The sequence below is a fragment of the Desulfatiglans anilini DSM 4660 genome (assembly GCF_000422285.1).
GTDB lineage: Bacteria > Desulfobacterota > DSM-4660 > Desulfatiglandales > Desulfatiglandaceae > Desulfatiglans > Desulfatiglans anilini.
Genome location: NZ_AULM01000022.1, coordinates 23910 through 35954 on the forward strand (window position 1 = coordinate 23910; position 12045 = coordinate 35954).

At 59.9% G+C, this 12045-nt stretch carries 9 protein-coding genes; 4 read left to right on the top strand and 5 right to left on the bottom strand.

Translation table 11 applies throughout. From position 1 onward, the window contains the following. Positions 1–243: 243 nt before the first annotated feature. The 5 genes from H567_RS0114330 to H567_RS0114350 all read right to left on the bottom strand — a co-directional run bounded on the left by H567_RS0114330 (position 244) and on the right by H567_RS0114350 (position 6281). Positions 244–639, bottom strand: coding sequence for a DUF1667 domain-containing protein (locus H567_RS0114330; RefSeq protein WP_028321927.1), 396 nt, complete (start codon positions 637–639; stop codon positions 244–246). Continuing rightward, on the bottom strand, positions 636–1877 hold the full coding sequence (locus H567_RS0114335; protein ID WP_028321928.1) for an NAD(P)/FAD-dependent oxidoreductase: 1242 nt from the start codon (positions 1875–1877) through the stop codon (positions 636–638). Before H567_RS0114335 ends, H567_RS0114330 begins: the two co-directional genes overlap by 4 nt. 13 nt (positions 1878–1890) lie before the next feature. Next, complete coding sequence (locus H567_RS0114340; protein WP_028321929.1) at positions 1891–3351, bottom strand: NAD(P)/FAD-dependent oxidoreductase; 1461 nt, start codon at positions 3349–3351, stop codon at positions 1891–1893. A 552-nt stretch (positions 3352–3903) separates the two neighbouring features. After that, positions 3904–5340, bottom strand: coding sequence for a 4-hydroxyphenylacetate 3-hydroxylase N-terminal domain-containing protein (locus H567_RS0114345; RefSeq protein ID WP_028321930.1), 1437 nt, complete (start codon positions 5338–5340; stop codon positions 3904–3906). Positions 5341–5576: 236 nt separating this feature from the next. Continuing rightward, positions 5577–6281, bottom strand: a complete 705-nt coding sequence (locus H567_RS0114350; protein WP_028321931.1) for a GntR family transcriptional regulator — start codon at positions 6279–6281, stop codon at positions 5577–5579. 162 nt (positions 6282–6443) lie between these two features. Here H567_RS0114350 and H567_RS0114355 point away from each other — a divergent pair, with 162 nt between their 5' ends. From H567_RS0114355 to H567_RS27340, 4 genes are all read left to right on the top strand, one after another. Next, positions 6444–7589 carry a succinate--CoA ligase subunit beta gene (locus tag H567_RS0114355; RefSeq protein WP_028321932.1) on the top strand — a complete coding sequence of 382 codons (1146 nt, stop codon included), beginning with the start codon at positions 6444–6446 and terminating at the stop codon, positions 7587–7589. A gap of 135 nt (positions 7590–7724) precedes the next feature. Next, a complete protein-coding gene (gene sucD, locus H567_RS0114360; protein WP_028321933.1) occupies positions 7725–8597 on the top strand; it encodes a succinate--CoA ligase subunit alpha in 873 nt (290 codons plus the stop codon). Between the two features lie 712 nt (positions 8598–9309). Continuing rightward, a complete protein-coding gene (locus H567_RS0114370) occupies positions 9310–11376 on the top strand; it encodes an FAD-dependent oxidoreductase (protein ID WP_028321935.1) in 2067 nt (688 codons plus the stop codon). A 170-nt stretch (positions 11377–11546) separates the two neighbouring features. Continuing rightward, on the top strand, positions 11547–12017 hold the full coding sequence (locus tag H567_RS27340; RefSeq protein ID WP_051184906.1) for a cyclic nucleotide-binding domain-containing protein: 471 nt from the start codon (positions 11547–11549) through the stop codon (positions 12015–12017). Positions 12018–12045: the final 28 nt, after the last annotated feature.

Genomic DNA, 12045 nt, shown 5'->3' on the forward strand with positions numbered 1-12045 from the left:
CTCTTCACGACCGCGGCCCGCAACCTCGAAAGGAACCTTTTGGTGCCGCTCGCCGTCTTGCGATCCATCCCGGATCTTTTTTCGCGTTGCGATGCTTCTGCGCGCTGGCTTACCGCGTCTTCGGCCGGAATCCAATCACCCCATCCCTCGAAGGTTCAAGGAAAGGGAATACCGCCCAGAGTAAACATCATATTTATGATCATCCAAAGGGGTTCGGTTTGTCAAGTTTTTTGAAGGGTCAATCTACCAAGCCGATTTTGAGCGTCGATCCTCCGCCACATGCCGCGTGGCGACAATGTTGCAGGCCGTTCCAGCAGGCGTCCGCAGCAGGACATCCCCGATACGGACGGGCGCGGTTACCCGAAGGGCCCGGATCGCTTGCATGACGCCGGTGATGCGGTCGAGCGGAATCGGGCTGTCCGTCCGCACGCTGACCAGGGGGAAGGCCCCGCTCTCGACCGCGATGCTGCTCGCGATGGTGCGGACGGGGTTGAGGAGTTCCTGCTCCGCCCAGGCAAGACCTTTATCGCAGGTGTGTCCGGAGACCTCCTTCACGACGACAGCCGGTGTCTCTTCATAAGCAATGGTCAGTTCGCAGCCGTTCGGGCAGATGACGCAGGTCAGCTGTTTTGTTTTCATTCCACCGAAACCTCCAACTCTCTTGCGTCTTGGAGTTTTTCCGCCTTGATGTTGACGCGGATCATCTCAGCCGGGTGGAGGCGCATGAGCTTCTTCCGCGCCACCTTCCGTTTCCCGGCCCGCACCCAAACGGCCTGTTCCCTGGCAGGCTCCGTGACCCGCAGGGACAACGTAAAATCCCTCCGCCCGCTCACTGTCTGCGGCAGCACATAGCGGACGCCGGGTCCGGGGCTGATGGCGATCCGCGGCTCCGCAGCGCGGGCCTCACCCTGGACGTAGGCTGCAGCGCACGCGCCCGCGAGGGCGGCTTCCTCCGAGACCCAGTCGACCAGATCGTGGACGTGCAGGACATTGCCGCAGGAGAAGACCCCCGGGATACTGGTCATGAACGTGTCGTCCACGGCCGCCCCGCTGGTCCGGTCTTCCATGATCACCGAGGCGCTCCGCGAAAGCTCGTTTTCGGGGATCAGGCCGACCGAAAGAAGCAGGGTGTCGCACGGGACGAGGCGCTCAGTGCCCGGGACGGGGCGGCGCAATGGATCGATCTCCGCGACGGTCACGCCCGTGAGGCGCTCCTTTCCGTGGACCTCGATCACCGAGGTGCCGAGATAGAGGGGTATGCCGTAATCATTCAGGCACTGCTGGATGTTCCTGGGTAGGCCGCTTGCGTAAGGGAGAACCTCGAAGACCGCTTCGACCTTGGCCCCCTCCAGGGTCAACCGCCGGGCCATGATGAGCCCGATGTCGCCCGAGCCTAAAATGACGGCCCTTTCGCCGACCATGATGTTCTGAAGGTTGATCAGGTTCTGGGCGGCGCCGGCCGTATAGATCCCGGCTGGCCGGGTGCCCGGAAGGGAAATGGCGCCGGCTGTCCTTTCGCGGCAGCCCATGGCCAGGACCACGGCGCCGGCGTCGATCTGCATGAACCCGCCGCGCGAACTGACCTGGAGGGAACGGTTGGCGCCGAGGCCGAGGACGATCGTCCCGAGCATCGCCTCGATGCCGAGCGAATGGAATCGGTCGATGTAGCGCTGCGCGTACTCAGGACCGCTCAGAGCCTCCCCGAAGCGGTGCAGCCCGAAGCCGTCGTGGATGCATTGGTTGAGAATGCCGCCGAGGATCCTGTCCCGTTCGATCAGCAGGACGTCTTTGCACCCGTTGTCCCGTGCGGCAATGGCGGCGGAGAGGCCTGCCGGTCCTCCTCCGATGACGACCAGATCGCGTTTTATCGTTTGCATGGTGGTTCGGTCCCTAACGCACACGCCCTGAAAAGAGGTGCGAGTCTTTGCTGAACAATAGATAATCCTCCGGCCGGTAGCCGAATTCCTTTTCCAGGATCTGCACGATCCGCGGGAGGCAGAACCCCCCCTGGCAGCGCCCCATCATGGCCCTTGAACGATACTTGATCCCGGCGATCGTTTGCGCACCGAGGGGGTTCTGGATGGCCTCCAGGACCTCGCGCTTGGTGATCTGTTCGCAGCGGCAGACGATTTCACCGTAATCCGGGTCCTGCGCAACCAGATCGGCCTTCTCCTCGGCCGGCAGCTCGTGGAACAGCTCCGCACGGCCGGGGCGCTCTGCGATGAACGCGGCCTTTTCCACCAGGGGCAGCCTCTCCGCCACCATCCCCCGCACCATCTCGGCGATGGCCGGAGAGGAGGTCAGTCCGGGGCTTTCGATCCCGACCAGATTGATGAACCCCGGGAAATCGGTGCGGCTTTCGATGACGAAGTCCTTGAAGCCCTTGATCTCCGGCGGGGTCTGTTTGGCCCGGAGGCCGGAAAAGCTGCGGATGAAGTCCGCCGTCGAGATCCCGGGGAGGAGTTCGTGCCCCTCCTTCTTGAGCTGGGCGATGATGTCGGATGTGCAGGCGTAGTCGTCGGGCGCATCTACGTATTCGTTGCTCGGGCCGATGAGGATATTCCCGTCGACGGTGTTCGTGAGGTGGATCCCCAGACCGGCGCCCCCCTTTCGCGGGGCCGGGTAGACGAGTACCGAGAGGCTCCCCTGCAGGCGCTTGTCGAGGATCAGGTATTCACCCCGGCAGGGGTAGATGCGATATTCCGAGATGCCGAGCAGCGCGCAGATCCGGTCGGCGTACAGGCCGGCGGCGTTGATCAGGACGCGGGCCTTGAAGGTATCGCCTCCCGTGGTCGTTACGGTGAATCCATCGGGGCTGTGGCGGACGGCGTCCGCCTCCTGCCCGAGGTGGAAGTCGACGCCGTTCGTTCTGGCATGGTCGGCGAGGGCGATGGTCAGGCCGTAGGGGCAGATGATCCCGGTGGTCGGTGAGTGAAGCGCCCGGATGCCGCCTATGCCCGGTTGGATCGCCTGCATGGCGGCTGCGCCGAGGATCTCGAGCCCCGGAACCCCGTTGGCTTCGCCCTGCTCTTTCAAGGCATGGAGCGTGCGGATGTCTTCTTCGTCCTGGGCGACGGTGAGCTTGCCGATGTACTGGATCTTGACCTTCAGCTCCCGGCACAACCGGCCCATCAGGGCGTTGCCCCGCACGTTCAGGCGGGCGCGCAGGGTGCCGGGTTGGTAGTGAATGCCCGAGTGGAGCACCCCGCTGTTGCGGGAGCTCGTGCCCATGCCCACGTCCAGTTCCTTTTCGAGCACTGCGACGCGCATCTCGTAGCGGGACAGCTCCCGCGCGATGGCGTTGCCCACCACGCCTGCGCCGATGATCAAGACGTCATATGAATGTTCCATGATTTGATAACGATCCGCTTTCTCTGATGTATTGACATGGCGCTCGACATCCCGCCTTCCAGTCGATGCGGTCCCTCGGCAGCCTCGGATTCACTGTGCACGTTCTTTATTCGATGGTGCTCGCAGATCATTTTCCTGTTTGCAAGTGCCGTCCGCCGCTGGCCGCCCTTCCGGGAAATCGCGGGTGCCTCCCCGGCTGTGTATGCTCGATCATCTCGTCGCAGCGGGTCCAGGGTTTTTCACCGGTTGCGCATACCCGGTCCCACCGCTTCGGAGCGGGTCCCGCCTCACGCCCTTCAGGTGCCCAGGTCCAACGCATTGCGGTGAGTCCCGCTCCGGCTGATTTCATTGCTGACACAAGCGGTTATACAAGCCTTCTCCGAAAAAAGAGCGGACCCGGTCGGCCTCGGCCAGCGCATGCATCCCTGGATGGAGAGCCTGCCGGTTCGGGATAGCCATTTTCAAGACCTCCCCCGGTTCCATGCCCGGAAACGCAGGAGCGCGGCCCGTTTTGAACCGAGGGCTGCGCTCACGGCTGAAAATGGATCTGGGTCAGGACTCGATGCCCGCCAGGCGTTTGGCGGCATCTTTTTTCCGATTGGTGTTCGTTTCGCGGAAGATGGTGACCCGATGGGCCTCGGGCGATCCTCCACCGTGGATGTCGGAAATGGTGTCGGCGCTTTCGAGGGCGAGCTTTTCCGCCAGCCGGTACAGCTTGATGCGGTTATCGATCGGCACGCCGTCGGCCCCTTTCATGTATTTTTTCACCAGCGGTCCGATCTCCGGGTTCTCGAAATCGCGATCGGAAGGCATGTCGGCCACGAAGCCGCCGCAGACATCCACCATGAGCCGGATCGCCTCGGCCATCTCCTTGCCTTCGTGGATCTTGGAGGCGTTGGCCAGGACCGTGTCGATGAAATAGGTCCCGGAGGGTTCCTGCTTCCCCTCGTAGGAGCTGGCGAGACAGCAGCCGTATAGGGTCTCGGCACGGTGGATCATGTCGATGACCTTCTGCTTGAGGTGTCCAGCCTTTGATGTGCCATTATATTCCATCATCGTCAAGGCCGTTCCGATCATGCAGTCGATTTTTCCGGACTTGCAGCCGCCGTGGCTCTGACGGTGGAAGGAGGAGAAGCGGACGACCATCTCCACCGCGAACTCCGTCTCCCCGCACATGAAGACCCGTTCCCAGGGGACGAACACATCGTTGAAGATCAGGGTGGGGCAGTACTTGGAGTAGCGGATGTTGCCGATGTCGCAGCCATCGAGTTCCCGCATGTCGAGGCTCGAACGGCCCACCACATGGATGAGTCCCGGTGCGTCCGCCGGCACGGCGAAGGACAGGGCATAGTCCTCATCCCCTTTACGCATGGCGCGGGTGGGCAGCACGATGATCTCGTGCGAGGAAAGGGACCCGGTCTGGTGAGCTTTGGCGCCGCGCACCACGATGCCGTCGTCCCGTTTTTCGACGACGTGAACGTACATATCTTTGTCTTCCTGGTCTTTGGGGCCCTTGGACCGGTCGCCTTTGACGTCCGTCACACCGGCATTGGCGGTCAGGTCGTTTTTCTGCATGTATTTCAGGAATTCGACAAAGTTGTCGTAGTAGTGCGTGCCGTACTTCTGATCGATATCGTAAGTGACGATCGAGAGGGTCGACAGGCAGTCGAGTCCGGTGCAACGCTGGTGGCAGGTGCCGACATAGGCCCCGAGCTTGCGGTTCAGCTTGACCCGGGCGACCAGGTCTTCGATGGAGGACGGTGGCAGGGTGAACCGGTTCACCGGTTCGTTGATCAGCGGGCTCTGCGTGACCGCCAGGTCTTTGAAATCGTCCAGTTCGGCGACTTCATAGGTGGCGGCGGTGGCCTCGATCCCCGCCCGCAGCCGCGGGTTGTCCACCACATTGGTGAGTTTCTGTCCGAACATGTATGCGGTGGGGTTCATCCGGCGCAGAGATTCGATGTATTCTTCCTTCGTTTTCAAACCCATTGTAACTCCTCCTTGGTGGCTTTAGAGAGTATGTAACGCCGGCGATATACAGCCTTTCCGCCTGAGCGTTGTTGCAGTCGTCGAGGTTTTTCATCTGCATTCTTTCCGGCGGGCAGAGCGAAAAACCCATTCCCGAGGCTCGGCAAGAATGACCGGCAGGCTTTTTGTTGAAGCTGGCAAAGCATCGGCCGCTGCCGCGAGCCTCAATAGAAAAGACAGGCGGGTCCGGGGATTTCTTAAAATTCGGGTTCCTCCCGCTTCTCCAGGAATTTGCGAATCCCGGCAAGGACCTTTTCCTTGGCGCTGGTGATGTGCGCCGAGAGGACTTCCTGCGCCCCTTTTGCATCCCGAGCCAGGATGCAGTCGTAGGCTCTCTTGTGGGCCTGATCGGTTAGATCCGCAGGTTCGACAGAGAAATAGTTGCCGCCGTATTTCAGGAAAAGGAGATCGAAGATATTGCCGAGGATGCGGATCTGGGTCGATTTGCGGGAAAGGGAGGCAAGCGTCAGGTGAAACTCTCTGTTCTTGAAAAGCCGCTCCTGAATCAGGTACGCCTCTTTATCCACGGAGCGGTGGGCCTCCAGGGCCGACCGCAGCTTCTCCGCGCCGTTCTCGTCCAGGTGCCTCACGACGGACGGGATCAGCGAAGGTTCGATCAATTCGCGCAATTCGTAAATCTCTTCGATTTCCTCGAGTCTGAAAGGCTCCATGAAGTAGCCGCGATTGGGTTCGTGGCGCACAAAACCCTGGAATTCAAGCCATTTCAAGGCTTGGATGACAGGCGTAGGGCTCATGTGGAGCTGTTCGGCCACATCACCGCAGGCGACCTTCTGACCAGGGACGATTTCCTTATGGTAGAGCATGCGCCGGATGCCCCTGTAGGCAATCTGGGCATGGTCTTTCCGTAGATCGTCCCGTCTTGAGGTCCTGTTGGGTTTCATTTCTTGATTTCCGATTCAATTAAAAACTTGATTAAAAGTTTAATTACAGATATAAGCTTTTTGTCAAGCTTTTTTATTGGGAGTTGCCACAGCCCGTGCGATGCGATCGATCGCGCGGGTTGCAAACACAAACCTCAGAGCATTCAGACAAAGGAAAGAATCATGAGACTTTTCGAATACGAAGCCGCGGAGATCTTTGAGTCGAAAGGCATCCCCGTCCCGCGCAGAGGAGTCGCGGAGTCCACCGAGGAGGCCTTGCGCATCGCCGACGGCATCGGATATCCGGTGATCGTCAAGGCGCAGGTCCTGGTGGGTGGCCGCGGCCTCGCGGGCGGGATTCAGGTCGCAAATTCCCCAGATGAACTGGAAGAGATCGCGGGCAACATCCTGAACATGGATGTCAAAGGTCTGGCCGTTCGCAAGATCATGATCGCTGAAATGGCGGCGGTTGAAAAGGAGCTCTATCTGGGGATTACCATCGATGGATTTTCGGGTCTTCCCGTGATTGTCGCGAGCACGGAAGGTGGTGTCAAAATAGAGGAAGTGGCGCGCAAGTCGCCCCAAAAGGTGGCTTCCGTTAAGGTCGATCCGCAGTTCGGTTTTCATCCCTATCAGGCGAGGACCCTTCTGCGGGGGCTGGGGCTTTCGCAGCGTTTGCTCGTCTCCTGCGCGGATGTGATCGTTCAGCTCTACAAGATTTTTACCCAGCTCGAGGCCGTCATCGTCGAGATCAATCCTCTCGTGGTGCTTGCCAACGGCGGGGTCCTGGCCGTGGATGCCGTTCTCGAGGTCGACAACTCGGCCCTTTCACGCATCCGGCGCTACTCCCTTCCGAACCTGATCGGCCGCATCGAGAATGCGCTGGAGCGCAAAGGCAAGGAAATCGGCGTAACCTACGTCGACCTCGATGGAGATATCGGCCTGATTTCTTCGGGGGCGGGCCTGGGCATGGCCACGATGGATATCATCGGTGAGCGGCTGAGGCCGGCCAATTTTCTCGAAACCGGCGGGGGGATCACCGACAAACTGCTCTATAACTGCATGGAACTGCTGATGATGAAGGACGGTTTGCGCGGTATTCTCATCAATATATACGGCGGGATCAATCCGATCCACGAAGGGGCCAAAGGAGTCGTGCGTTATATCCAGGAAAAGAGGGTTGGCCTTCCGATCGTGGCGAAGGCGCTCGGGAATCATCAGGAGGAGACCTGGGAAATCTTTCGCTCGGCAGGGGTGCACGTGGTGACGGATCCTGCCTCCGAAGCGGCTGTGGAGCGGTTGTACGAACTGGTGGGCTCCGGGAAGTGACCGGTGGGTTTGGTGGTGATATCCGGCAGCGGCCGCGGAAGGGCGCGACCCGTGTTTTTCCGGGTCGTCGATTCGTGAGGACGGCTCCACCGATGTTTTGACGGGTATTTTTAAAGTGGGAAGAGGTAGAATCTCATGAGTATTTTACTTGACGGCGACACCCGGGTGATTGTTCAAGGGATTACAGGCAAGATCGGGCAGGTACAGACCTATTGGATGCTCGAATATGGTACGGCGGTGGTCGGCGGTGTCACCCCGGGAAAAGGCGGGTCCACCGTGGAGGGGCTGCCGGTGTTCGACAGCGTGGCGGAGGCTGTCGAGAAAACCGGAGCCAACGCCTCTGTTTTTTTCGTTCCGGCTGCGTTCGTGCTGGATGCCTTTTATGAGACCGTTGATGCGGGCGTAAAATTTATTGTGGTTGTTCCGGAGCATGTGCCGGTGCACGACGTCATGAGGATGCGGGCCTATGCCAGCGAGAAAGGGGTCTTTGCCCTGGGGCCGACGACGCCGGGCATCCTCGTCCCGGGCAAGGGCAAGATGGGAATTATGCCCGCTTCGCTTTTCTCTCCGGGACGGGTAGGGATCATCTCCCGCAGCGGTACGCTCTCCTATGAGTTTGCCGGCATCCTCTCCCAAAAAGAGGTCGGACAGAGCACGGTGGTCGGGATGGGGGCCGACCCGGTCGCCTTGACGAACCTGCCGGACATTCTGAAGCTTTTCCAGGAAGACAAGGAGACGGACGGGGTCATTATCGTTGGGGAGGTCGGTGGGGAGCAGGAAGAAAGGGCTGCGGAGTATATCGCCGGCCAAATGACCAAACCTGTCGCCGCCTATATCGCCGGCCGGTTTTCTCCGCAGGGCAAACGCATGGGACATGCTGGGGCCATTGTCCGGGGGTCGGCCGGGACTGTCCAGGGAAAGGCGGATGCCTTGAAGGCCGCCGGGGTGACGGTCCTGAAAAGCCCCATCGAAGTGGGTCAGTGGGCGATGGACCACAAACTGAGGTAGTTTCCGTCCGGAAATGGTCTTTTTGCCCGATCTCTGCGTCAATCTGCACGCTGGATGAGTATTTCCGAATCTGCCCGGATGAAGGCCGGGCGTTGGGAAGATTTTCCTTTGAGAGTGCACGTCTCCCTGGAGGGAGGCGCACGGTCTGCCTTGAAGGAAGTTCTCGATGGGCCGGCCTCCGACCGGTCCCTTTCACCTCTTCCCGGGAATGAATCCGTGTTTCCCCTTTTTCCTCGGCGGCCTTCCGGGAGCCCCGTGGATTTGTTCTTCAACGCATTGGAATCATTCATTCCTCTGTTCTCTGCCAGGCAGAAGGATGGCGCGAAAGCAAGCGGTTGAATGAGGGTTCGAGTATGGGCCGGATAACCTCGCCGATGCCTTACGCTTCTGCGGCCGGACGGGGTTCCAAGCGACGCTTGACAAAAACCCCCCGGGTCTTTAATCTCCCAGATATCACTTATCGGGTCATCCATCGACAATATAGGGGCGGTCCTTCATCTTGATAATGTCTGTCTTTCCTGCCCGCCCTTATCTCTGAATAATGAACGATTTTTGAAACAGACCAGCGATGCCCGCAGATCGACCCCCGGACGAGGAGGGCCTTCTTATGGAGAGGACTCTATGCCCAGTTCTTGGCCGGCAGAACGGTTCCTGAGGGCGGAACGTACGAACGAGGGGCTATCGAGTAAACAAAGGAAAAGGAGCGGACAAGATGATTCAAGGGGCTTTGGTCATGCTGGGTTTGGGCACCATGTGCGGCCTTCTCTTGAGCCTGGCATCAAGGGTTTTTCATGTCGAGCAGGACCCCAGGATCGAGTTGGTGGAAGAATGTCTGGCGGGAGCAAACTGCGGGGGCTGCGGGTATGCCGGGTGTACGGCTGCGGCTGTGGCCATCGTAGCGGGACAAGCGCCGGCAAGCGCCTGTATCGTGGGTGGGCCGGAGTCCGCCCGCAAGGTGGCGGCCATCATGGGCCTCGACGCGGGGCTCGCGGAGCCGGCGCGGGCCCTCAATTTCTGCACCGGTGGGGATCGCGCGGACAACAAATTCCTCTATTTGGGGGTCAACACCTGTCACGCGGAGGCGATGTTGTACGGAGGCAAGCGCCTGTGCGAGATCGGGTGCCTGGGGCATGGCGACTGCGTCAGGGCGTGCCAGTTCGGGGCGCTGAGCATGGGGCCGGAAGGCCTGCCCGTTGTAGACCAATCGAAATGCGTGGGGTGCGGTGCCTGCCAGAGGATTTGCCCCAAGGGCATCATCCGGGTCAAGACCATGTCGGAGCGCCTGCTCCATTTCAACCGGTCGGATGAGTGCCTGGCGCCGTGCCGGCAGACCTGCCCGGCGGAGATCAATATCTCGAGATATATCCATCAAATCCGTGAAGGCGACTACGAGGGCGCCGTCCACACCATCCGCGAGCGCAACCCGCTGCTGCTCGCCTGCGGACGGGTCTGTCCACACCCCTGTGAGAATCAGTGCCGGCGGGGCATCGAGGATGAACCGGTCTCGATCAATCAACTGAAGCGTTTTGTGGCCGACTACGAGATGCATTCCGGAAAACGCCTGCCCATCAGCAAGGCGCCGCCCACGAACCGCCGGATCGCGGTGATCGGTGGGGGGCCGGCAGGGTTGAGCTGCGCCTATTTCCTGGCCCGCCTCGGACACGAGGTGACGATTTTCGAAGCGATGCCGAAGCTCGGTGGTATGCTGCGCTATGGCATCCCCGAGTACCGCCTCCCGAAGAAGGTGCTCGATTGGGAGATAGAGGGCATCATCAATCTCGGGATCGAGGTTCGCACCAACGTGACCTTCGGGTTGGATTTCAGCTTGGCTTCCTTGGTCGCCGTCGGTTATGACGCCATATTTATGGGGATCGGGGCATGGAAGGATTCCAGGTTGAGGGTCGAGGGAGAGGATCTCATTGGATGTTACACGGGGATCGATTTCCTGAGCCGCATGGCCGGGGGTGCGCCCGTGGAGATCGGTGAGACGGCGGCGGTCATCGGGGGCGGGAATACCGCCATCGACTGCGCCCGGACCCTGGTGAGGAAAGGGGCCAAGAAAGTCTATCTCGTTTACAGGCGTACACGCAAGGAGATGCCGGCCAACGAAATCGAAATCGAGGCTGCCGATCACGAAGGGATCGAGATGCTTTTTCTATGCGCCCCGGTCAGGGTGGTGGGGGATGAGAACGGTAAAGTAACGCATCTCGAGTACTTGAAGATGGAGCTTGGAGAGCCTGATGCCAGCGGGAGGCGAAGACCCGTCCCCGTCGAAGGGTCTGAGACCCTTCTGAAAACGGATATGGTGATCACGGCCATCGGCCAGGCGCCTGACATCGGGTTCAAGGAGAAAACCGAGGACCGTCTGGCGCAGCTGAAGACTACACGCTGGAGCACGATCGAGGGGAACCCCTACACCACGCAGACGAGCATTCCTTATATCTTCGCAGCGGGAGACGCCGCAACGGGGCCCTCGCTGGTGGTGGAGGCCATCGGGGGCGGGCGGAGGGCCGCGCGTTCGATTCATCAGTATGTCATGGGGGAGGAGGTGCATGCAGGCCAGCAGGAACTGGGTCGAAAAATGATCGACAAAACCATTTTCGAATCGGTGCCGGGTATCGAGCCCAAACCCCGGTGCACAATGGAGGAATTGCCGGTTGACGTGCGCGTTCAATCCTTTGTGGAGGTGGACCAGGTGCTCACAGAGGAAACCGCGCTCGCGGAAAGCCAACGGTGCCTCGACTGCGGTCTGCTTTGCTACAACGTCGATAAAGATTGACCCGGGTGCCCTCTGTCTCCAGTCCCGTAACTGTTTTACTGATCGTCAGATCGAGTGCCGGGACCAGGGCGTTGTCTCATCCCGTTTGAAGCGGGCTGGTTTGTGTCAACCGCTACCGGTCTAGGGGGTGAGGGCTGGCGGAAAAAGATTTCGAATGCGAGGGGTTGACGATGCCGAGTGTCGATTTTCTGGGTAAAGTCGATTTATTGAGGGGCCTCGATGAGCCTCGGCTGCTGCTCATTCAGGAGAGTTGCCAGCCGAAATCCTATGCTTTGGGTGAGAGGCTTTTCAAGGAAGACGAGATCGCAGACAGGATCTGGATCGTGGAACGAGGCGAGGTGGGCCTTTTTTTCAATCTCCCCGGCCGGAAACGCTCAACCGAAAACCTTGTCGTGTCCATTTCGTCCGGTGAGTCGCTGGGCTGGTCCGGTTTCATGCCGCCCTACAGATACAGCCTGTCGGCATACTGCAACTCGGAACGCTGCGACATATTGATGCTCATGAAGGATGACCTGACCAGGCTCTCAGAGCAGGACTACCGGTTGGGTTATACGGTGATGTCGAATCTCGCGGCCGTGGTGAGCAGGCGCTTTGACCAATTGCAGGAGTGGGGGACGGTTTTGCCGCTCCCCTCTGTTTGAGTTTTCCCCATGCGTGTTCGAATCGCTT

Bases quoted from the DNA above. Each gene is read 5' to 3' on its own strand.
- H567_RS0114370 (WP_028321935.1), top strand. From the start codon at position 9,310: ATGATTCAAGGGGCTTTGGTCATGCTGGGTTTGGGCACCATGTGCGGC.
- H567_RS0114345 (WP_028321930.1), bottom strand. From the start codon at position 5,340: ATGGGTTTGAAAACGAAGGAAGAATACATCGAATCTCTGCGCCGGATG.
- H567_RS0114350 (WP_028321931.1), bottom strand. From the start codon at position 6,281: ATGAAACCCAACAGGACCTCAAGACGGGACGATCTACGGAAAGACCAT.
- sucD (WP_028321933.1), top strand. From the start codon at position 7,725: ATGAGTATTTTACTTGACGGCGACACCCGGGTGATTGTTCAAGGGATT.
- H567_RS0114340 (WP_028321929.1), bottom strand. From the start codon at position 3,351: ATGGAACATTCATATGACGTCTTGATCATCGGCGCAGGCGTGGTGGGC.
- H567_RS27340 (WP_051184906.1), top strand. From the start codon at position 11,547: ATGCCGAGTGTCGATTTTCTGGGTAAAGTCGATTTATTGAGGGGCCTC.
- H567_RS0114355 (WP_028321932.1), top strand. From the start codon at position 6,444: ATGAGACTTTTCGAATACGAAGCCGCGGAGATCTTTGAGTCGAAAGGC.
- H567_RS0114335 (WP_028321928.1), bottom strand. From the start codon at position 1,877: ATGCAAACGATAAAACGCGATCTGGTCGTCATCGGAGGAGGACCGGCA.
- H567_RS0114330 (WP_028321927.1), bottom strand. From the start codon at position 639: ATGAAAACAAAACAGCTGACCTGCGTCATCTGCCCGAACGGCTGCGAA.